Here is a 20,764-nt window from a genome sequence, read left to right as displayed (position 1 = left end):
CAGCCCCAACGAATACGAACGCCGACACCACGCGGCTAAGCTCACGCTCGCCGCGTGATCAACGAAGCGTGTCCACCATCACGGGGGAAGGCCCGGCCACCGAACTGCCGCTCGCCGCCTTCCTCATCCACCGGGCACACTCCCTGATCGCCCTGTTGCCATGGCCGCCCGCGCACACCGCCATCGGCGACACCGCCGGGAGCCGGACGGAACCGGTCCCGGAGGGGGAGACCCTCCCCCCGGGCCTGCGGACGCGTGGATGACCGGAGGGGTTCCGGAGCTCAGATGCCTGGCAGTGGATCAGACGGTCGTGACCACTTGGGCGTACGTCAGGCGTGGGGAGCGCGGGAACCAGGCATTCTCGCCCGGCCTGCCGATGTTGACGACGGCGAGAACCGAATGCTCGCCGTCGCTGAAGAACTCCTTGTCGATGCCCTCGGCGTCGAAGCCGGTCATCGGTCCCGCGGCCAGGCCGGCCGCGCGGACGCCGATGATGAAGTAGCCGACCTGGAGGAGCGCGTTGAGCCTTGCGGAACGCTCACGCACCGCACGCTCGGCGAAGAGATCCCTTGCCTGCGGGAAGTGGGGGAACTGGCTCGGCAGTTCCTCGTGGAACTCATTGTCCGCGGCGAGGATGGCGACGAGAGGGGCGACCGCGGTCTTCTTACGGTTTCCCTCGGACAGGTGTCCGGTCAGGCGTTCACGCGCCTCGGCGGAACGAACCAGCACGATCCGCAGCGGCTGCTGGTTCATGCTGGTGGGACCGTACTTGACCAGTTCGTAGATGGCCTTCACCTGGTCGTCCGTCACCGGGTCGTCGGTGAAGGTGTTGGCGGTACGAGCCTCCCGGAACAGAAGGTCCTGGGCTGCGGGGTCGAGTGCGAGTGACATGGTGAACCTCTTACTGCGTGTGCGGCTTTGGCATCTAGGTGATTCGGCGAACTGAGAAACAGAGGAACTGGGCGCTGACAGCAAGCAGATAGACAGCCGTCGTGGTCGTCCCGACGAGCCCCCACAGGAGGGGACCGGAACAGCACCATGCGAGCAACAGGCTGACCAGCGCAGCGAGAGCCGCCATGGGCAGATGGAAGGCGGCCCATATCCACGTGCCGGCCGGGGCGGACCTCTCCGGCTTCATGGGGGAGCCGCCGTACGCGACGGCACCCAGCCCGACGAAGGCGAGCGTCGCACCGGCGAGGAGTGCCAGGACTTCGGCCGTCCCTGGGGCGCCCCGATCGGACGACGTCACGGCGGTGGCGGTCCACAGCGCCAGGGTGTATCCGTGCGGGGCCGCGCTCGCGGCCACGGCTGCACGGAGCTGGCCGCGGTATCCGCGTCCGGCGACCGCGCCGGTGCCGACCGACCCGGGCCGCGGTTGACCATCCGTCCGCGACACGGGGGAAAGTCCTCCCACGCCGGTACTCCTTCTCGAGCGCCTGGTACGCGGCCCGGTCTGCGCCAGGGGAACGACCCGGTCGGTCTCCGGGCTCAGCCGTCCGCATGTGATCGGATCGCTGACGGCACCGTGCCTGTGGCGCCGTCGCGACCAGGATCACCCGTGCGTCAGCCGCCTGCATCGCCCATTCACGGGATCCTCGCCGCCGGGCCCCGCCGCCGCAGGCGTCGCTCAGTCCGCCCCGTCGGCGATGCCGCCCCGTTCGATCGCCAGCCGGGTCAGTTCGACTCGTGTGTTGATGCCGAGCTTGGTGAAGATGTGCTTCATATGCGTGTTGACGGTGTGCACGGACACGTAGAGCCGGTCGGCGATGGCCCGGTTGGTGAGGCCCTCCACGACGAGCGGGATGAGCTTCCGCTCGGATTCGGTCAGGCTCTCCCATCCCGCTGCGCCGGTCGTGTGGTGCCGTGGGGCAGCTGTGCGCACGCCGAACTGCCTGAGGCGCCGCATGATCCGTTCGTGATCGCGCAGGGCTCCGCATGCCGACGCCAGCTCACCCGCCTCCTCGAAATACGGGATCGCCGATGTGCTGTCGCCCGACGCGGCCACGCGGTCCCCGAGGTCCTCGCAGACCGCGGCCAGGGCCAGCCGCCTGCCGGTGCTCCGGTAACCGGTGACGGCGAACGCCAGTGCGCCCCGGTCGTGGTGGAGCAGGCCGTCCACATGGGCACGGACTGTCCCGACGATCTGCTGGCCGCCGTCCTGTGCGGCCAGGGTGCGCAATGCGCCGGACACGGCCTGCGCGAGCGAGGGGTCCTCGCCGCGGAGCGCCATGCGCACGATCCCGGGCCAGTGAGACGGCGGCACCGCAAGCAGGCGTGCCGGCTCGGCGTCCGTGAAGCTGCCGCCCATCGCCGCTGCCGCTGCGGTGTCCCGGCCCTCCGCGTCGGCCAGGCAGGCGCGTGCGAGCGACACCCACAGGCCGAACCGCTGGGTGCTCGTGCCGGATCCGGTTTCGGCGGCGCGGAGATGGTCCCTGGCTTTGGCGAGGTCACCGCGTCTGATCTCCACCAATGCCAGGACGGAGCGGGCCTGCGGATTCGGCTGGGTGATCTCGAGTTCGTCGGCCACCATCAGACTGGACTCGGCCTCCACGGCCGCGTCGTCCAGCGCCCCCTGTTCGAACAGCGCGCAGGCACGGCTCGCATGCCAGTGGGGAAGCGACCAGCCCAGGCCCAGCGTCTCCGCTTCGCGCTGCCCCTCCCGCAGCACCCGCTCGGTGTCCGCGAGCCGGTCGGTGGCGGTCAGCACCGTGGCCAGCCACAGCGCGGGAATCCGCGGAGGCCGCAGGTAGAGTACGCCGGACTCCGTGCCGGCGGCGCGTGCCGTGGCCTCCTCGGCGAGCTCAAGGGCGCGGGCCAGGCGCCCACGGTAGAAGAACGTCTGCGACTGGAACACCATGGCGCTGACGACGACGGCCGGGTCCTCGCTGCGGTAGGAGGCCTCGACCAGTCCGACGTCGGTCTGCTCGGCAGCGGTGATGTCCCCGAGGTACACGTGGCCCGTCGCCTTGGTCTTCAGCAGCCTGATTCGCAGGTCAGTCGGCAGCCCGGGAAGGACCAGAGCCTGCTGGAGGTGTGTCATCGCTGCGGCATCGTCGCCCGCGGCCTGGTGGATCTCGGCAGCCACCAGGCGCAGACGCGCCTCCTGCACCGGCTCCAGCCGGTCCGACAGGGTCGCGTCGACCAGGTCGAGCGCCTGGTGCACCCGGCGGGTCCGGCCGAGATACTCCGCGGCGTCGGTCAGCAGGGCGATGCGCCGCCGGTCGTGCAGGGGCAGCAGTCCGGCGATCTGCTGAGCCAGGTCCGCAGCCGCGTCAGGGGCCGACGAGGACAGTTCCCGTACCGCGGTGGTCAATGTGGTCACGGCGTCGTCGTCGACCGGGCCGCCCGACAGGACGACGTGCCAGGCCACCTCGGCCGATCGTGCCCCGATGCCCCGCAGAATGTCGGCGGCCTCCCGGTGCAGAGCGGTCCGTACGGCCGGCGCCAGATTCTCGTGGACGGCCTGCCGCATGAGGTCGTGGCGGAACGCCAGTCGCGGCCCGTCGCCGGAGAGCAGACCGGCGTTCAGGGCCGCCTCGACGCCCGACAGCAGGCTGCCGACCTGCCTGCCGAGCATGCGGGCGGCCGTACCGAGGTCGAACTCCCGGCCGAGGACGGACCCGATCTGGAGGAGGCGCACGGCATCCTCCGGGAGCCGGTCCAGACGCGCGGCGACGCTCCGCCGGAAACCGACGGGGATGCCGTCGTGCAGCAGGCTCGCCACGCCCGCCTCCACTTTGACGGCGTCCGTGTCGACGAAGGCGCGCACCAGTTCGATCGCCAGGAACGGATTGCCCCCGACGCCCCGCAGGAGCCGGGCCAGACCGGGTGACGGTTTCGCCCCGAGGACGTCGGCCGCGATGTGCTGCAGCTCCTGCTGCGGCAGGGGACCGAGGGTCAGCCACCGGGCTCCGAGGCGTTCGAGGTCCTCCCGCACCCTGGCAACGGTCGGCCGCTCGGTCTCCGACCGTACCGCCAGCACCCACAGGATCCGCGAAGCCGCCAGTCGCCGGGGCAGGGTGCGCAGCACCAGGAGCGTGGCCGGATCCGCCCACTGCGCATCGTCCACCAGCACGGCCACCGGGGCGCGCTGGGCACGCTCCTCGAGAGCGTCCGTGATGCTGTCCAGCAGCCACAGCCGCTGATCGTCGGTGGCCGCGGCCGCTCGTTCGGAACCGTCGGAGAACTGCAGGGCGGACTGCAGGGCGGCTCCGGCGGCGTACTGGTCGAGCTCGTCGGCCCGTACGGACACCACGTCGAACCCGGACCGCCGTGCCATCTCGTCCAGCTCCGCCAGCAGCCGGCTCTTGCCGACGCCGGGTGCGCCTTCCACGACGACGCAGGCACCCCGCCCGCCACGCACCGCGTCCAGGGCCTCACGGACAGCCGCCATCTCGCGGCCCCGTCCCCTGAGGCGCAGGCCGTTCACGGCCCGGTGCCCACGCCCACCGGGCCGGTCACCCACGGGGTCTGTGCTGCGCATGGGGCCAGCATGCCGCACGGCCACATCGCCCTCAACGCCGGTTCATGTGTGCCCGGCGCTTTCACCCGGGTGATTGCCGGTTCCGTGCCGTCCGCTCACCCCGCCACGACACATCCTTCGAGGCGTCCAGATCTCTTGCCCCCCGAGAGGAGCACGACGTGCGTACAGGCAAGGAATACCTCGCGGCACTGAACGACGGCCGCACGGTGTGGGTGGGTGACGAACTCGTCGACGACGTGTCCACGCACCCCAAGACCAGGGCGTACGCCCGGAGCATCGCGGACTTCTACGACCTGCACCACCGTCCCGACCTCCAGGACGTCATGACGTTCCTGGACGAGGACGGTGTCCGGCGGTCCATGACATGGTTCCAGCACCGCTCCAAGGAGGACCTGCTGCGCAAGCGGCGCTACCTGGAGACGGTGCAGCGGGAACTGGGCGGCGGTGCGATCCCGCGCACGCCGGACGTCAACAACTACGTCCTGCTGACCTACGTCGACGACCCCGAGCCCTGGAGCAGCCAGTCCGTCGGGACCGACGGGCGGGACCTCACCGGTGGGATCCTCGACTTCTGGAACGTGATGCGGGACGGCGACCTCAACGCGACGCCGGCCTTCGTCGACCCGCAGGCGGACCGCTCGCGCGATTCGGCACAGGCCATCTCCCCCGCACTGCGGGTGGTCGCCACCTCGGACGAGGGCATCACCGTGCGGGGTGTGAAGTCGATCAGCACCGGCGCGGCCTTCGGGGACTGGATCCACATCGGCGTCTTCTACCGCCCCGGCATCGTGTCGGAGCAGATCATCTACGGGGCGGTGAAGCCCAACACCCCCGGGGTCACCATCATCTGCCGCGAGAGCAACGTCCGCGACGGCGAGGAGGTGGAGCACCCGCTCGCCTCGCAGGGTGACGAGCTGGACAGCATCATCGTGTTCGAGGACGTGCTCATCCCCTGGAACCGGGTCTTCCACATCGGCAACCCCCAGCACGCCTCGCTGTACCCGCAGCGCGTCTTCGACTGGTTGCACTACCACTCGCTGGTGCGTGCCATGGTCAAGGCCGAGCTGATGCTCGGTCTGGCCCTGCTGATCACCGAGCACATCGGCACCTACCAACTGCCGCCCGTCCAGGCGCGGATCGCCCGGTTCGCCGGCTTCCTCCAGACGCTCAAGGCGCATGTGATCGCCTCGGAGGACGAAGGCTTCTTCACTCCCGGCGGCATCTACAAGCCGAACGTCCTGATGTTCGACTTCGGGCGGGCGTACTACATCGAGCACATCACCGACCTGACCCACGAGCTCATCGACCTGTCCGGTCGTGCCGCGCTCATCTATCCCACCGAGGGGCAGTGGGAGCGGCCCGAACTGCGGCCGTGGCTGACGGCGCTGCAGACCGGACCGGTCGGCAGGCCGCACGACCGGCTGAAGATCAGCCGGGTGATCCGCGACATGTTCCTGTCCGACTGGGGCGACCGCATCAGCACCTTCGAGAACTTCAACGGCACGCCCCTGCTGGCCATCCGAAGCCTCACCATGAAACGTGCCGAGATGTCCCCCACCGGCAGCATGGCGGACCTCGCGCGCAAGGTCTGCGGCATCGAGAGCGTGAGCAACGACGGGGAGCAGGAGACCGCGTACCTGGCCCAGGCGGACTACGCCCGACGCCAGGACGCCTCTCGTCAGAACGCCTCTTGACTTCCGCTCCCCCACCTAAAGGTGGGGGATTCCTACCACGGTCGTCCGACCGTCTCGGTGGGTTCCTGTTTCACCGCGCTGCGCGGGCACGGGTGCCCGTCTTACCTGCGCTCCACAGGCTGACACCGCCAGTCCGGCGGCCTTCGCGACGTTGACCGCCGCGTTGATGTCTCTGTCCAGTACGGCCCCGCACGCCTCGCATGTCCACTCGCGGACGCTGAGGGGCTTGGGGCCGTCCTTGACACCGCACGCGGAGCACACCTGAGAGGTCGGCTCGAACCGGCCGATCCTCATGAAGGTGCGCCCGTACCGCGCGGCCTTGTACTCGAGCATGCCCACGAACGCCGACCATCCGGCGTCGTGCACGGACTTGGCCAGGCGTGTGCGGGCGAGTCCCTTCACCGCCAGGTCCTCCACCGCGACCGCTTGGTTCTCGCGGATCAGCTTCGTGGACAGCTGGTGGTGGAACTCGCGCCGTGCGTCAGCCACCCGCGCGTGAGCGCGAGCGACCTTCACCCTGGCCTTGCCCCGGTTGCTGGAGCTCTTCTGCTTACGGGACAGCTCCCGCTGCGCCTTCTTCAGCCGCTTCTCGGCCCGGCGCAGGAAACGCGGGCTGTCGACCTTCGTCCCGTCGCTGAGGACGGCGAAGTGTCCGAGGCCGAGGTCTATACCGACCTCGGTGTCCGTCTCTGGCACTACCTCGGTCGGTTCGGTCTCCACCACGAACGAGGCGAAGTACCGACCGGCCGAGTCCTTCACAACCGTCACGGTGGACGGGGTCGACGGCAGAGCGCGGGACCACTTCACCCGCACGTCCCCGACCTTGGGAAGGGACAAGTCCCCGCCCGTGGTGATCTTCCAGCGGGCGTTCGCGGTGAAGCGGATCGACTGCCGGGTGTCCCGCTTGGACTTGAAGCGGGGGGCGCCCATGCGGGGGCGCTTGCCTTTGAGGCCGCCGAAGAAGTTCTTGTACGCGGTGTCCAGGTCCCGGAGGGACTGCTGGAGGACTACCGACGACACCTCCCCGAGCCAGGCCCGTCCGGGTGTCTTCTTCGCCTCGGTGATGAGCTGCTTCGACAGCTCCCCGGTCTTCGGGTACGGTCGGCCCTCCTCGTGGGCGTCCCTACGGGCACGCAACCCGTCGTTGAAGACGACACGGGCGCACCCGAACGCCTGGGCCAGAGCGACACGCTGAGGACCGTTGGGGTACAGGCGGAAGCTGTACCGAAGCTGCATGCCGAAGATCGTACTGCAGTTGGTTAATGGCTGAGTATCAGCAGATCCGTACAGGCCGGCACTGCACTTTCGTCCTTCACGCACACTTGGTTTTCGTGACGAAGTACCGGCACAAGGTGTTCGGGGACGCGCACCTGAAGCGGATGGAAGAGATCATGCGGAGCGTCTGCGAGGACTTCGAGACGGAGTTGGTGGAGTTCAACGGTGAGGCGAACCACGTGCACCTGCTCGTGAACTTCCCGCCGAAGGTCACGATCTTGAAGCTGGTCAACTCCCTCATGGGCGTCAGCTCGCGCCGGTTGCGGCAGGAGTTCGCGGACCTCGTCCGGCACTACTGGCGGGTGCAACGCCTGTGGTCCGGCTCGTACTTCGCGGTATCCGTCGGGGGCGCTCCGCTGTCGATCGTGAAGCAGTACATCGAGCAGCACAACCGCCCGGCCTGACCTGTACATGGGCACGGGTCAACAGTGCGGATCCGTGCCCACGGCTGAGGTCAGAGCAGGCCAAAGATTCGCTTCACCTCCGGGCTTAAGGACTCTGCTGAGGAAAGCGCGATTCGAGCAGGGTCTGTGTCGTTGGTCCTCCATGGTTGTTGCGGTCGTGGGTGGGAGGACCGAGAAGGATGTCGCTGGAGCCGCAGGCTGATCAGGGAGTGCCGGAGCTGACGGCCAGGGTGGTGCGGGCGGCCTTCCCGAAGGGGACGCTCGCGGTGCGGATCCGGGAGGTGTTGGGCTCACTGTTTGAGGACGAGGCATTCGCAGAGGCATTCCCTGTCTAGGGGCGTCCTGCCGTGTCGCCGGGAGCTTTGGCGCTGGTGTCGGTGTTGCAGTACGCGGAGGGGCTGACCGACCGGCAGGCCGCTGACCAGGTGCGGGCCCGGATGGACTGGAAGTTTCTGCTCGGCCTGGAGCTGGATGATCCCGGGTTCGATCCCTCTGTTCTGAGCTTGTTCCGCTCTCGTCTGGTCAAGTACGGGCTGGAGCAGAGGACGCTGGAGTTGGTGCTGAAGCGGTTGCGGGAGATGGGGCTGCTGAAGGCCGGCGGTCGGCAGCGGAACGATTCCACGCATGTCCTGGCAGCGGTGCGGACACTGAACCGGATGGAGTTCGTCGGCGAGACGCTCCGGTCCACGCTGAAGGCGCTGGCGGTCGCGGCCCCGGGGTGGCTGTCCGGCCTGGTTTCCGCCGAGTAGGCCGAGCGCTACGGGCCACGCGTGGACGACTACGGCTTCCCCAAGGGCGAAGAGGTCCGTGCGCAGTTGTCCCAGCAGGTCGGACGGGACGGGTTCTTCCTGCTGGAAGCGGTCTACGCCTCCTCGGCCCCCCGCCTGGCTGCGCGAGATCGACGCAGTGCAGGTGCTGCGGCAGTCCTGGGTCCAGCAGTATCACCGCGACGAGAGGGGGGTGCGTTGGCGGGAGGGCAAGGACCTCCCGCCGGTTCATCACCGCTTGTGCTCGCCCTACGACACCGACGCCCGCTACGGGATCAAGCGCGGCTCCGGGTGGACCGGCTACAAGACGCACCTCACGGAAGCCTGCGAACCGGACGCACCACACCTGATCACCCAGGTGTCCACCACCGACGCGGTGGTGGCCGACACCGAGATGACCGAACCGGTCCACCAGACGCTCGCCGAGCGGGAGTTGCTACCGGACGTGCACGTAGTGGATGCCGGTTACACCACCGCCGCCCTGTTCGTGACCGCGACCGAACGGGGCATGGAACTGCTGGGACCAGCTCCGCACGACAGCAGTCGCCAGTCCCGGCAGGACCAGGGCTTCTCCCGCGCCGACTTCACCATCGACTGGGATACCGAGAGTGCCGTCTGCCCGGGCGGGCACCGCAGTTTCGAGTGGTGGGAGCAGAAACACCACCGCAACGGCACCCCGGTGCTCAAAGTGTTCTTCTCCGCCGAGCACTGCTGCCCCTGCCCGCAGCAGGCGCAGTGCACCAAGCCCCCGTCCGGCCGCCGGGGCAGGGGCATCACCTTTCTCCCGCGCGAGCGCCACGAGGCCCTCGAAGCCGTCCGCCAGGCCCAGGACACCGACGAGTGGAAGGCCCGCTATGCGATCCGGGCCGGCGTCGAGGGCACGATCTCCCAGGCCGTCCGCGTTACCGGCCTGCGCCGCACCCGCTACCGCAACCTGCCCACGACTCGTCTCGGCCACGTCTTCGCCGCCACCGCGCTCAACATCATCCGCATCGACCGATGGCTGACCGGCACCCCGCTCGGCGGCACCCGCACATCCCGCCTCGAAGCCCTGATACTCGCAGCCTGACAACCCAATTCGCGACATTCTCAGCAGAGTCCTGAAGCCCGGAGCACTGCGAATGAAGCTGGTAGCAGGATGCCGGGGCCCGGGTCAGAGCATGCCGCACTCCCGGGCCCTGGCGACCGCTGCGCTCCGGTCGTGCGCACCGAGTTTGCGGAAGACCGCCCGTACCTGTGTCTTGACGGTGTTGTGGGACACATAGAACTCGGCGGCGATCTCACGCAGTGTCAGCGGACCGCACAGGGCGCGGAGCACCCGGCGCTCGCCGAGCGACAGCTCCTGGGGGCCGGACACGACGAGCGGCACGACGGTGTCCTCCCCGACTCCCCCGAGCAGATCCGTGAGCACTCCTGGTGACTCGCACCGGGCCGCTGCCCGCTCGGCCGCCCCACGGGCTTCCCGCGCGGCGTCCGCGTTGCGTCGCGCAGTGGCAAGTCGTGCCCGTGTGCCGTGATACAAGGCGTGCATCTGGGGTTCGCTTCCTGTCCTGTACGAGTCCGCCAGCGCCGCTTCCGCATCGGCCAGGGTCCGTTCGGCCTCGTCGGCCCGTCCCTCATCGAGGAGCAGGCCGGCCCTGCCGATGTAGGCGGGCGCCGCGACGAAGTGCCGCTCCAACCCGGCCGTCCCGGCCGCTTCCAGGGCTTCGTCGCTCAGCATGCGCGCCGGCTCATGGCGTCCGACCAACAGGGCGCACAGCGCCCGCAGCCCCAGCGCGCGGACGAGCGTCAGGCCGTGCCCGGCGGCATGCGCGTCACGGGTCGCCTCGCCGAGCAGCGCCTCGGCCTCCTCGTACCGGGAGGTCCACAGCAGAGCGGTACCGCGGGCCGTACAGGCCAGGGCACGCCAGGAAGTCAACGGGGCGGTGCCGGCGAAGACGGTTTCGGCGAGACGGTCGCCGGTCAGGACCTCCCCCTGCAGCCAGCAGGCCACGGCCCGGGCGACGGCCGCCGCATCGGACACCGTGCTGCCTTCGCCGACCGTCTCCGCTCCCGGCCCCCTGAGCCGGACCACGTCCAGCCAGCGCCGGGCCGTTTCCGGAGCACCCCCCGACAGGGCCGCCATCGCCGCCACGACGCACAGTCTTGCGTCGGCGGCGACCGTGCGGAGCGGCAAGAGCTCCAGCCATTGCCTGACCTCCCGACCGCGGCCTGCCGAGATCGCCTGTTCCCAGTCGTGGAGTATCGACGCGACGGCGGCGGCCTCGTCACCACCGCGCACCCAGTGCCGTACGGCCGCGGTCGTCTCGCCCTGCCGTGAGTACCACCGAGCCGCCGTCCTGTGCAACGACACGGCGGTCTCGCGCCCTTCGGATCCGAGAAGGTCGCAGAGCAGCGCGGACAGTGCGCGGTGACGCCGGTATGCCGAGGGATCGGCGGCTACGGGCACGAGCAGTTGGACGGTTCGTGCGAGCTCGCGCAGCAGTACGCCCGCCCGGTCCCCGGCGAGGGCTCGGCACAGCCCGGCACTCAACTCGTCGAGCACACTGGTACGGAGCAGGAACTCGCGCTGCTCGGTGGTGAGCCGGTGGAGCACCTCGGTGGCCAGGTACTCGGTGACCGCTCGCCTGCCGCGGGCCAGGTCGGCCGCCGTGTCGGCGTCGTTGGACGAGCGAGCGAGGGTTCGGCCCATGATGCACAGCGCCGCCGCCCACCCCTCGGTGGTCTCGTACACCGCGCTCAACGTGTCCGGGGCCGGAGCGGACCCGAGCAGATCGGTGAGCACGGCCTGTGCCTCCTCGGGGGTGAAGGCCAGGTCGTGCCGGTCGAGTTCGGCGATCGCGCCCCGGGCGCGCAGGGTGGGTACGGGTCCACCCGGAACGTGACGGGTCGACAGAACGACGCGAAAGCCCTGCGGAAGCCTTGTCAGGAAATCCGAAAGGCTGCGGACCGCATCGACGTCCGTGATCGATTCCACTCCGTCGAGGATCAGCGCGAGCGGTCCCTGTCCGTCCAGTCCGCTCACGAGGCTCGGCAGGATCTCCTCGAGCCACGCGTCGAGTGTCCACTCGCCGCTGTGGGGGCGGACGGGCAGTTCCGGCCGTACGTGCTGCAACGCCCGCAGGATGCCGGCCCAGAGCCGGCCCGGGGCGTTGTCGTACGCGTCCAGGCTGAGCCAGGCGCACCCGCCACGAGTTGCGAGGCTTCGCGACCACTCGGTCAGGAGCACCGTCTTTCCGGCACCGGCGGGCGCGGAGACCACCACCACGGGCTCGGTCGACGCGTCCAGCCGGCGCAGCAGCCGGGGGCGGGTCAGGAGGTGCGGGGGCTGGTCCCCAGGACGCAGCTTGAAGGTCGGCACGGAACTGGTCATGGCACCTTCGGTGGAGTCGTCGGGACTGGTGGAGCCCCCGGCGTCCGTGGCTCGCCTGCAGGAGCCGGACGCCGGGGGCCGTAGTCGACCGGGGCAGGGATACGGCAGCCTCCGTCGGGCCGCTGTCACCCGCGCTAGCAGGGGGGCCTGAGCGTGCCGAAGTCTCCGCCGAAGTGGACCAGCGGCCGGCCTTCCAGCCGGTGTTCGAAGTGGCGGACGTCGCCCACGAATATGGTGTGATCGCCGCCGGGCAGCGCCGCGGCGACGTCGCACACGACAGCCGCGATGGCGTCCTTCAGCACCGGCACGCCGTGGTCGTCGATGGTCTCCACACCCGCGAACTTGTCCGGCTTGGAAACGGCGAAGTTCCGCGCGAGGTGCTCGCTGTCCTCGCCGAGGACGTTGACGGCGAAGCGGCCGTGCTCCGCGATCGCGGTCCGCGTGTAGAGCTGGTTGCCGATGCACACGAGCAGTTGGAGCGGCTCGAGGGACAGCGCGGAGACGGCGCTCGCCGTCATGCCGATGGGCGTGCTGCCCGAGCATGTGGTGATCACGCTGACACCCGTGGCGAGCCGGCTCATCGTGGCTCGGAACCCGAAGACGACATCAAGGGTTTCACTCATTTGAGGACCTCCGTGAATTCGGGGCTGAACCCCGCGGTGTGATGAAGTGTTCGACATCGGCCGTCCTCGTGGATGACCGGCTCCCGTCGTGGTGACGCCGTGAGGATCAGTCCGTGACGCAGGGTTCGAGGACGAAGGTGTGGCGCAGCAGGGTGTACGGCACGTCGGTCATGCCCCGGCAGGGCCCGGCGTCGGCCGGGTAGGTGTCGTAGCGGTCGACCAGCGACTCCTTGACGCCGAAGACCGGATCGGTGTCCAGGTGCGGGTCGTCCGAGGGGAAGAGCATGGTGGTCACGCGCTGGAATCCCGGTGCTTCGATCAGCAGGTGCACATGGGCGGGACGCATGAGCGACCTGCTGGTCGCGCTCATGAGTTCGCCGACCGGGCCGTCACCGGGTATCGGGTAGCTGGACGGGCGGATGGAACGGAAAGCGAAGTGCCCCGTCTCGTCGGTGCGGAACAGCGCGCGCATGGCCGGCTCGTCCAGGCCGGGCACCTCCGTGTCGTAGTGGCCTTCCGAGTCGCTGTGCCAGACGTCCACCGCCGCGTCGGCCACCGGCGCTCCCCCGTGGTCCACGACCCGTCCCTCGAAGAACAGCGGGGTACCGGACAGACCCCCGGAGATGTCGGCGGCGTCGGCCTGCTGCGGCCTGTCCTCCCTGAAGTACGGGCCCAGCACGCTGTTCTGCGTGGCCTGGCTGGGGCGTCGGTTGGTCAGGGCGTCGACCAGCATGGTGACTCCGAGCACGTCGGACAGCAGGATGAACTCCTGACGCGTCGGGGTGCACGTCTGCCCGGTGCGCGTCAGGAAGTCGACTCCCCGGGCCCATTCGTCCTGCGTCAGTTCGACGTCGCGGACGAAGGCGTGCAGGTGCCGCACCAGTGATTCCAGGATCTCGGCGACGCGGGAGTCCTTGGTGCCCCGCATGGTCGAGATCACGGCCTCGGTGATGCTGTCGCTGGTCAGATCACGCATGACGCGCTCCCGTGGTGGTGGGGTGGTGGGTCGCGGACTCGGTCCGGGGATGTCCGTCGCCGGGTGATGTGCACGGCGGCTGTCCGGCCCAGGCGCGGGCCAAGAGGGCGCGTACCGCCGTCCGTTCGACTGGTCGCGGGTTCCAGTAGCCGTCCCGCACGATGAGTTCGGCCGCCTGCTCGATGCCCGATTCCGGCATGCCGAGGTCCCGCAGCGCCCTGGGGGCGGCGAGCCGTCCCGCGAAGTCGAAGAGTCCCTTCGCGGCGTCGGCCGCCGACAGCGCCCTTGCGATGCGTGCCATGGCCTCGGGCGCCGCCGGTGCGTTGTAGGCGACCACGTGCGGCAGCACGACCGTGTGGGTTTCGGCGTGCGGAAGCCCGAACGTGCCGCCCAGGACGTGGCACACCTTGTGGTGCAGGGCCATGCCGACCGTGCCGAGGCACGTGCCCGCCAGCCACGCCCCGTACAGGGCATCGGCCCGCGCCTCGCCGTCGTCCGGACGTTGTGCGACGACCGGGAGGGAGCGGATGAGGGATTCGAGCGCTTCACCGGCCAACAGGAAGGCGAGCGGGTCCCGGTCCTGTGCGTAGAGGGCCTCCACCGCGTGCGCCATCGCGTTGATGCCGCTGACCACCGATGCCGCCGCGGGAAACGTGAACGTCAGGTCGACGTCGTACACCACGGTCTTCGGCAGCACTTCCGGCAGCCGGCGGGTCGTCTTCCGGCGCCCTTCGGTCTCTCCGAGGATCGGCGTCATCTCCGAGCCGGCGTAGGTGGTGGGCAACGCCAGCTGTGGCAGCCCGGTCCGCAGAGCGATCGCCTTGCCGAGGCCGATCGTCGAGCCACCGCCGATGGCGAGCACCGAGTCCGCTCCCACGGTTCTGGAATACGCGACCGCCTTCTCCGTGAACTCGACGGGGGTGTGCGGAGCCGCTTCCGTGAAGGTTCCCACCGCCGCCGTACCCAGTACGTCGTGCACCTCCACTGCCTGGCCCGCTTGACCAGGTGTGCACAGGATGAGCACCCGACGGCATCCGAGGGCATCAGCCTCTTCAGGGATACGGCTGCGCGTACCGCTGCCGAAGACCACCTTGGTGATCTGTCCCCGATGCACGAATGTCTTCATGAGAATTCCCCAGTCCCGCCGTCTGCTTGGAACCAAGACTTTCGATGCCTGAATGACGGGGGTCAACGTAATCCGCGAGGGATAACGGGCACCGGCGTTGAAATACCTTGTTCGTGCGACAGGCTCCGCGCCCGGGGCCTCCGGCTCTCGACGGACATCACTCGTCTGCGCGATGCGGTGGGTGTCCATGGGCTGGATCGTGGATCCGGACCTCTGTCAGGCGGATATGCCGGTCGAGGTCACCGGAACGGCGTCCGAGGGGTCCGCATTCACGAGCGGCGAGGGTTCAGGTCGGGGGGTGCCGAACCCAGGAATACGGCCGCTGTCCGTGCGTCTCCCGGACCAGGTGCGGACCGGTCCGGCGCGCACCTGATCGACGGCTGAGATCCGGCCGTCGTCCCCACCCCAGGAGGCACCATGACCGGAACCGGACCCGACTGCGAGGCCGACCCCGACATCCCGCTGAGTCCGGCGGCGACGGGGAAGACCGATGAGGACGCGAAGGCCGTGGCGGACCACGACATGCAGGCCCGCTTCGAACCGGCACTGGTACACCGTGACCGGCTTTTCGCGGCCGCCGTGCGGATGACCGGCAGTCCGACCAATGCCGAGGACCTGCTCCAGGAGACGTACGCCCGGGCCTACGCCTCGTTCCACCAGTTCCGCGAGGGCACGAATCTCAGGGCCTGGCTGTACCGCATCCTCACCACCACGTTCCTCAACTACCGACGCAGTCAACGCAGGCGGCCGCAACGCGACGACACGACGGCGATCGAGGACTGGCAGATCGCCCGCGCGGCCTCGCACACCTCGTCGGGACTGCGCTCCGCCGAGGCCGAGGCGCTCGACAACCTGCCCGACTCGGACGTCAAGGCGGCGCTGCAAGCCGTCCCGGAATGCTTCCGGACGGCGGTGTACCTCTTCGACGTCGAGGGCTTCACCACCCGTGAGATCGCCGACATCATGCAGACTCCCGTCGGCACCGTGCTGTCCCGACTGCACCGAGGTCACCGACGGCTGCGCTCGCTGCTGGAGGGCTATGCGCAGGAGCACCGTCTCGTCCCGGCGGGCCACGTTCGAGGCAGTGGGTCCGCACCACGGGCTGGTGAGCGAGGTCACCCGGGACGGCGGCGGAAGGCGGGATGCATGCAGGGGGCAACGGTGTTCCAAGAGCGCATGGAACACCCTTGACAGCCCTCCGGCCCGGTGTCCGGGACAGCCCCGGGCCGGAGGGCTCGACTCCCATACCAAATGAGTGAGGAAGAGATGCCGAGACCCAGCACCGGTGCCATCGATGCCGAGCTATGTGCACTCCTCGTCATGCCGGACGGCTCGGCGGTGCCCGTGTCCACGCGACTGGGCTATCGTCCCGACGATCCCTACGCGGTCCGTACGACCTTCCGCCTCGGCGGTGACCTGGCGGTCGAGTGGTTCTTCGCCCGTGAGCTCCTGAGAGAGGGGCTGCTCCAGCCAGTCGGTATCGGCGACGTCCGCCTGCGTCCTGCTTGGCACCAGGGACAGCACATGGTGCAGATCGTCCTCACGGCGCCCGCAGGACGGGCGGACCTCATGTTCCCCTGGCCGGTGGTGACGGAGTTCCTGCAACGCACCGATGCGGTGGTGTCACCCGGCACCGAGCACGTGCATGTCGACCTGGACGCCCAGCTGATGCATCTTCTCGCAGAGCACTGACCCACACCCACGATCGATCGATCATCGATCACAGTGATCTCGGGACAGGAGACCACGATGTTGACCGTGCTGTCGCCGATCTTCGCTCTGCTCGCAGCGGCAACCAACGCACTGGGAACCGTGATGCAGCGCCGGGCCGCCACCGTCGTCCCGCAGTCCAGCGGTCTGCGCATCGGCCTGATGTGGGACCTGCTGCGCACACCGGTCTGGCTGCTCGGCATAGGTGGGGTCGCCCTCTCGGCGATCTTCCAGGGCGCCGCGCTGGCCACCGGCGCCCTGGCGGTCGTACAGCCGCTCTTCATGCTGGAGTTGCCGTTCGTGCTGCTGCTCGCGAGCATCGTCTTCGGGCGCCCGTTGCCCCGGGCCGGCTGGGTGCCCGTCGGCAGTATCGGGGGCGGCCTGGGCCTGGCGTTGTTCGCGGCCGCGCCGACCGGTGGCACTCTCGGGATCCCCGCGGCCCGGTGGACAGCGGTACTGACCTGCTGCCTGCTCGCCGTGGTGGTGCTGTGCAGCGTCGCGGTCAGGCTGCCCAACGGCGCGGCGCGCGCCGCGTGCATGGGCCTGGCCGCCGCCGTCTCCTACTCCCTCACTGCCGCGCTCATGAAGTCCTCGACCGCCGCCCTCGGCCGCCGGGGTATGGGTGCCTTCTTCACCACATGGCAGACCTATGCGTTCGCAGCCCTCGGCGTGTGCGCCCTGTTCCTGCTGGAGAACGCCATGCAGTCCGGACCGCTGGTCGCCTCCCAGCCTGCCCTGACCCTCGGGGACACCCTGGTGAGCCTGGCGCTCGGCGTCACCCTCTACGGGGAAAGACTGCGTGGTGGCTGGTGGCTGACCCTCCAGGTGCTCGGGCTCGCGCTGGTGGCGTACGGGGTCGCCCGCCTGTCACGTCAGCATCTCGTTCCCGCAGGAATGTGAAATACCCGATTCGTGCGAGAGCGGCCGACGGCACAACCCTTGAATCGCAGCCAATATCGCCGATCTGCGGGATGGCCAAGCGCGCCGTGGCATCGGACCGTGGAACCAGGTCTCAGCGGACGGCCCCGGCAGGCTGAATGCACATCGGGCGGACATGTCGGCGGCGTAAAACATTCCGCGATGGACACAGAATTCACGCGAGCATCTGGAGATCCGAAAAATATGGGGAAATTGGTCAATACGGCCCTGGAGGCTGTGGCGGATGTGCCGGATGGAGCGTCGTTGGCCGTGGGCGGGTTCGGATTGAGCGGTGTGCCGAACGTGCTGATCCAGGCCCTGTTCGAGCGGGGCGTCGGCGGGCTGTCGGTCGTCTCGAACAACTGCGGGGCAATGGATTCGGGCCTGGCGGTACTGCTCTCGGCGGGCCGGATCGGACGGGTGACGGGATCGTACGTCGGGGCGAACAAGGAGTTCGCGCGGCAGTACCTGTCCGGTGAGCTGGAGGTGGAGCTGATCCCGCAGGGCACGCTCGCCGAACGGCTGCGCGCCGGCGGCGCGGGCATCCCCGCCTTTTACACCCCGGCGGGGGTGGGCACGCAGGTCGCCGAGGGCGGTCTGCCCTGGCGCTACGACGGCTCCGGCGGGGTCGCACTGGCCTCGCCGTCCAAGGAGGTGCGGGTCTTCGACGGCACCGAGTACGTGCTCGAACGCGGCATCCGCACCGACTTCGCGCTGGTGCGGGCGGCGCAGGGCGACCGGCACGGAAACCTGGTGTTCAGCAAGTCCGCCCGCAACTTCAACCCCCTCGCGGCCATGGCCGGCAGGCTCACGATCGCGGAGGTGGAGGAGCTGGTCGAGCCCGGCGAGATCGATCCGGACGCGGTGCACCTGCCCGGCATCTTCGTCCAGCGGGTGTTGGCCCTCACACCGCAGCAGGCGGCGGACAAGAAGATCGAGCGGCGGACGGTGACCAGCTGATGGCCTGGACTCGTGAGGAGATGGCCGCCCGCTCCGCGCGTGAGCTGCGCGACGGCCAGTACGTCAATCTCGGCATCGGCCTGCCCACGCTGATCCCCACCTACCTGCCGCCAGGGGTGGAGGTGATCCTCGAGTCGGAGAACGGCATCCTGGGCACCGGCCCCTACCCGGGTGCGGACGAGGTCGACCCGGACCTGATCAACGCCGGCAAGGAGACCGTCACGGTTCTGCCCGGCGCCTCCTTCTTCGACTCCGCACTGTCCTTCGCGATGATCCGCGGCGGGCACATCGACGTCGCGGTGCTGGGTGCCATGCAGGTCTCCGAGCAGGGGGACCTGGCGAACTGGGCGATCCCCGGAAAGATGATCACGGGGATCGGCGGTGCGATGGACCTGGTCCACGGCGCCCGCACGGTCATCGTCGTCATGACGCACACAGCCAAGGACGGCTCGCCGAAGATCCGCACCGAGTGCACGCTGCCGCTGACCGGGAAGCACTGCGTGAACCGGATCATCACCGATCTCGGTGTCCTCGACGTCACCGACGAGGGGCTTGTGCTGGTCGAGTGCGCACCTGCCGTCGACGTCGAGGAGATCATCGCCAAGACCGACGCCAAGCTGACCGTCACGGAGGGCCTGCTGTGAACCCCGTCTACATCGTCGACGCCGTGCGCACGCCGATCGGGCGCTACAACGGCGGCCTGGCCTCGGTGCGCCCCGACGACCTGGCTGCCCACGCCATCCGCGAACTCCTCTCCCGCATACCCCGGTTGGACCCTGCGCGCATCGCGGACGTGTACCTCGGCAACGCCAACGGCGCCGGCGAGGAGAACCGCAACGTGGCCCGCATGGCCGCCCTGCTCGCCGGCCTGCCCACCAGCGTGCCCGGGGCGACGGTCAACCGGCTGTGCGCCTCCGGACTCGAAGCCGTCATCCAGGCCGCCCGCGCCATCGCTGTCGGCGACGGCTCCGTCGCCATCGCCGGCGGCGTGGAGTCCATGACCCGCGCCCCCTACGTCCTGCCCAAGAACGACAGACCGTTCCCGGCCGCCCACGCCGAGCTGTACTCCACCACGCTGGGCTGGCGCATGGTGAACCCGGCGATGAACCCGCAATGGACCATCCCTCTCGGGGAGTCGGCCGAGCTGATCGCCGAGAAGCACGAGATCGGCCGTGAGCAGCAGGACGAGTTCGCCCTGCACAGCCACCAGAAGGCCGCAGCCGCCCAGGAACAGGGCCTGTTCGACGCCGAGTTGGTGCCCGTCCCGGTCCCGCAGCGCAACGGCGACCCCCAGCTGTTCGCGGCCGACGAGTGCGTACGCCCGAACGCCTCCCTCGCGGCGATGGCAAGGCTCAAGCCGTCCTTCCGTACCAAGCAGGGCACGGTCACCGCCGGCAACGCCTCCCCCCTCAACGACGGCGCCGCCGCCCTGCTGCTGGCCGACGAGGAGGGTGTGAAGGCCATCGGCCGCGAGCCGCTGGCACGCGTCTGCGCGACCGGAGTCTCCGCGATCGACCCCGACTACTTCGGCCTCGCCCCCGTCGAGGCCGTCGCCCGGGCCCTGGCCAAGGCCGCCCGGACCTTCGCCGATCTCGACGTACTGGAGCTGAACGAGGCCTTCGCCGCCCAGGTCCTCGGCTGCCTCGCCGAATGGCCCGAGTTCGACCCGGCGATCCTCAACCCGCAGGGCGGCGCGATCGCGCTCGGCCACCCCCTCGGCGCCTCCGGCGCCCGCCTCGCCGGCACCGTCGCCCACCAGCTCGCCCGCCGCGGCTCCGGTACGGGCGTCGCCACCCTCTGCATCGGCGTGGGCCAGGGCCTCGCCCTCGTCCTCGAACGCTGACACGAACGGGGCGAGCAGACCGTCATGGGGAACAACGGGACGGGAATCGGCAGCGGCCTCCGCGCGGGGTCGGCGGGTGCGGACGTACGGTACTGATATGTGCGCCATGCGGGAAGGCGGCGCGGCGCAGCCCCACGGGCCCCGCTCCCCTCCACCCACCGCCGGGTCACTGCGCCGGGCAGAGCTGGACCGGCTGCTGGAGCTCGCCGTGCGCGACACGGGCGTGCACGCGGGAGCGGTCTTCCTCCTGGCGTCCGACGGCCAGACCCTGCGGCTGGAGGTGACCGCAGGCATGCCGGCGGAGTATCTCGCGCCCTGGTTCGGGGTCCCGCTGTCGAGCCGCTTTCCGGTGACCGATGCGGTGCGCGAGCGGCGGCTCGTCTGGCTCGGCGACCCGGAGGACCTCGCCCGTCGCTATCCGCGCACGGCGATCGCCCTGCCCTACCACCATGCGGTGGTCGCGGCACCGCTCCTCACCGACACCACGGTCTGGGGCGCGCTGCTGCTGTTCTGGCCCGGCGCCGGCGCCACCAGTACCCACGGCCCGAGCCCCGAACGGGTCCGTGCCGCCGGTCGGCGCCTGGCACGGTTCCTGCGCGACGCCGCCGGCAC

At 69.6% G+C, this 20,764-nt stretch carries 18 protein-coding genes and 1 pseudogene; 11 read left to right on the top strand and 8 right to left on the bottom strand.

Features of this window, described 5'->3' with window-relative positions; genetic code table 11:
- Nucleotides 1-68: 68 nt before the first annotated feature.
- Nucleotides 69-263, top strand: a complete 195-nt coding sequence (locus tag ABT288_RS43855) for a hypothetical protein (protein WP_351620789.1) — start codon at nt 69-71, stop codon at nt 261-263.
- 37 nt (nt 264-300) lie between these two features.
- On the opposite strand, the gene ABT288_RS43850 is transcribed toward ABT288_RS43855, so the two are convergent.
- The 3 genes from ABT288_RS43850 to ABT288_RS43840 form a co-directional block, all read right to left on the bottom strand.
- Nucleotides 301-891 (bottom strand): malonic semialdehyde reductase, encoded by a 591-nt coding sequence (locus ABT288_RS43850; protein WP_351620786.1) that lies wholly within the window; start codon nt 889-891, stop codon nt 301-303.
- A 34-nt stretch (nt 892-925) separates the two neighbouring features.
- Nucleotides 926-1,306 (bottom strand): hypothetical protein, encoded by a 381-nt coding sequence (locus ABT288_RS43845; RefSeq protein WP_351620783.1) that lies wholly within the window; start codon nt 1,304-1,306, stop codon nt 926-928.
- Nucleotides 1,307-1,627: 321 nt separating this feature from the next.
- Entirely contained in the window at nt 1,628-4,483 is a 2,856-nt protein-coding gene (locus tag ABT288_RS43840; RefSeq protein ID WP_351620780.1) for a helix-turn-helix transcriptional regulator, read from the bottom strand.
- Nucleotides 4,484-4,641: 158 nt separating this feature from the next.
- On the opposite strand from ABT288_RS43840, the gene ABT288_RS43835 reads away from it, so the two are divergent.
- Nucleotides 4,642-6,177, top strand: coding sequence for a 4-hydroxyphenylacetate 3-hydroxylase family protein (locus ABT288_RS43835; RefSeq protein ID WP_351620777.1), 1,536 nt, complete (start codon nt 4,642-4,644; stop codon nt 6,175-6,177).
- Between the two features lie 15 nt (nt 6,178-6,192).
- Here the strand turns inward: ABT288_RS43835 and ABT288_RS43830 are convergent, their stop codons facing one another.
- A complete protein-coding gene (locus ABT288_RS43830; protein WP_351620774.1) occupies nt 6,193-7,413 on the bottom strand; it encodes an RNA-guided endonuclease InsQ/TnpB family protein in 1,221 nt (406 codons plus the stop codon).
- A gap of 26 nt (nt 7,414-7,439) precedes the next feature.
- On the opposite strand from ABT288_RS43830, the gene tnpA reads away from it, so the two are divergent.
- Entirely contained in the window at nt 7,440-7,856 is a 417-nt protein-coding gene (gene tnpA, locus ABT288_RS43825; RefSeq protein WP_351620771.1) for an IS200/IS605 family transposase, read from the top strand.
- Nucleotides 7,857-8,035: 179 nt separating this feature from the next.
- Nucleotides 8,036-9,692, top strand: a pseudogene (locus ABT288_RS50425) (IS1182 family transposase).
- Between the two features lie 84 nt (nt 9,693-9,776).
- Here ABT288_RS50425 and ABT288_RS43805 read toward each other — a convergent pair.
- From ABT288_RS43805 to ABT288_RS43790, 4 genes are all read right to left on the bottom strand, one after another.
- The gene (locus ABT288_RS43805) at nt 9,777-11,996 is read right to left on the bottom strand and encodes a winged helix-turn-helix domain-containing protein (RefSeq protein WP_351620763.1); all 2,220 of its coding nucleotides are present in this window, start codon (nt 11,994-11,996) and stop codon (nt 9,777-9,779) included.
- A gap of 134 nt (nt 11,997-12,130) precedes the next feature.
- Nucleotides 12,131-12,619 (bottom strand): flavin reductase family protein, encoded by a 489-nt coding sequence (locus tag ABT288_RS43800; RefSeq protein WP_351620760.1) that lies wholly within the window; start codon nt 12,617-12,619, stop codon nt 12,131-12,133.
- 106 nt (nt 12,620-12,725) lie between these two features.
- A complete protein-coding gene (locus ABT288_RS43795; RefSeq protein ID WP_351620757.1) occupies nt 12,726-13,595 on the bottom strand; it encodes a dioxygenase family protein in 870 nt (289 codons plus the stop codon).
- Nucleotides 13,588-14,721, bottom strand: a complete 1,134-nt coding sequence (locus tag ABT288_RS43790; protein WP_351620755.1) for a maleylacetate reductase — start codon at nt 14,719-14,721, stop codon at nt 13,588-13,590. Before ABT288_RS43790 ends, ABT288_RS43795 begins: the two co-directional genes overlap by 8 nt.
- A gap of 417 nt (nt 14,722-15,138) precedes the next feature.
- On the opposite strand from ABT288_RS43790, the gene ABT288_RS43785 reads away from it, so the two are divergent.
- From ABT288_RS43785 to ABT288_RS43755, 7 genes are all read left to right on the top strand, one after another.
- Entirely contained in the window at nt 15,139-15,912 is a 774-nt protein-coding gene (locus tag ABT288_RS43785) for a sigma-70 family RNA polymerase sigma factor (protein ID WP_502972981.1), read from the top strand.
- Nucleotides 15,913-15,987: 75 nt separating this feature from the next.
- Nucleotides 15,988-16,413 carry an SsgA family sporulation/cell division regulator gene (locus ABT288_RS43780; RefSeq protein ID WP_351620752.1) on the top strand — a complete coding sequence of 142 codons (426 nt, stop codon included), beginning with the start codon at nt 15,988-15,990 and terminating at the stop codon, nt 16,411-16,413.
- A gap of 57 nt (nt 16,414-16,470) precedes the next feature.
- Nucleotides 16,471-17,331, top strand: a complete 861-nt coding sequence (locus ABT288_RS43775) for a DMT family transporter (protein WP_351620749.1) — start codon at nt 16,471-16,473, stop codon at nt 17,329-17,331.
- Between the two features lie 222 nt (nt 17,332-17,553).
- Nucleotides 17,554-18,309: a CoA transferase subunit A gene (locus ABT288_RS43770; RefSeq protein ID WP_351620790.1), complete on the top strand. Its 756-nt coding sequence runs from the start codon at nt 17,554-17,556 to the stop codon at nt 18,307-18,309.
- Nucleotides 18,309-18,953: a CoA transferase subunit B gene (locus ABT288_RS43765; protein ID WP_351620747.1), complete on the top strand. Its 645-nt coding sequence runs from the start codon at nt 18,309-18,311 to the stop codon at nt 18,951-18,953. Before ABT288_RS43770 ends, ABT288_RS43765 begins: the two co-directional genes overlap by 1 nt.
- On the top strand, nt 18,950-20,152 hold the full coding sequence (locus ABT288_RS43760) for a thiolase family protein (RefSeq protein ID WP_351620744.1): 1,203 nt from the start codon (nt 18,950-18,952) through the stop codon (nt 20,150-20,152). Before ABT288_RS43765 ends, ABT288_RS43760 begins: the two co-directional genes overlap by 4 nt.
- A 97-nt stretch (nt 20,153-20,249) precedes the next feature.
- The coding region (locus tag ABT288_RS43755; RefSeq protein WP_351620741.1) for a GAF domain-containing protein at nt 20,250-20,764 on the top strand (515 nt) is incomplete at its 3' end.

It is taken from the genome of Streptomyces sp. NPDC001093 (genome assembly GCF_040298985.1).
GTDB lineage: Bacteria > Actinomycetota > Actinomycetes > Streptomycetales > Streptomycetaceae > Streptomyces.
The sequence above is the reverse complement of the archived record's forward strand: the minus strand, read 5'-3'. Positions and strand labels throughout refer to the sequence as shown.

Coding starts and splice junctions, on each gene's coding strand:
- ABT288_RS43850 (WP_351620786.1), bottom strand. CDS start 891: ATGTCACTCGCACTCGACCCCGCAGCCCAGGACCTTCTGTTCCGGGAG.
- ABT288_RS43840 (WP_351620780.1), bottom strand. CDS start 4,483: ATGCGCAGCACAGACCCCGTGGGTGACCGGCCCGGTGGGCGTGGGCAC.
- ABT288_RS43830 (WP_351620774.1), bottom strand. CDS start 7,413: ATGCAGCTTCGGTACAGCTTCCGCCTGTACCCCAACGGTCCTCAGCGT.
- tnpA (WP_351620771.1), top strand. CDS start 7,440: ATGGCTGAGTATCAGCAGATCCGTACAGGCCGGCACTGCACTTTCGTC.
- ABT288_RS43805 (WP_351620763.1), bottom strand. CDS start 11,996: ATGACCAGTTCCGTGCCGACCTTCAAGCTGCGTCCTGGGGACCAGCCC.
- ABT288_RS43800 (WP_351620760.1), bottom strand. CDS start 12,619: ATGAGTGAAACCCTTGATGTCGTCTTCGGGTTCCGAGCCACGATGAGC.
- ABT288_RS43795 (WP_351620757.1), bottom strand. CDS start 13,595: ATGCGTGATCTGACCAGCGACAGCATCACCGAGGCCGTGATCTCGACC.
- ABT288_RS43790 (WP_351620755.1), bottom strand. CDS start 14,721: ATGAAGACATTCGTGCATCGGGGACAGATCACCAAGGTGGTCTTCGGC.
- ABT288_RS43785 (WP_502972981.1), top strand. CDS start 15,139: ATGACCGGAACCGGACCCGACTGCGAGGCCGACCCCGACATCCCGCTG.
- ABT288_RS43780 (WP_351620752.1), top strand. CDS start 15,988: ATGCCGAGACCCAGCACCGGTGCCATCGATGCCGAGCTATGTGCACTC.
- ABT288_RS43775 (WP_351620749.1), top strand. CDS start 16,471: ATGTTGACCGTGCTGTCGCCGATCTTCGCTCTGCTCGCAGCGGCAACC.
- ABT288_RS43770 (WP_351620790.1), top strand. CDS start 17,554: ATGGGGAAATTGGTCAATACGGCCCTGGAGGCTGTGGCGGATGTGCCG.
- ABT288_RS43765 (WP_351620747.1), top strand. CDS start 18,309: ATGGCCTGGACTCGTGAGGAGATGGCCGCCCGCTCCGCGCGTGAGCTG.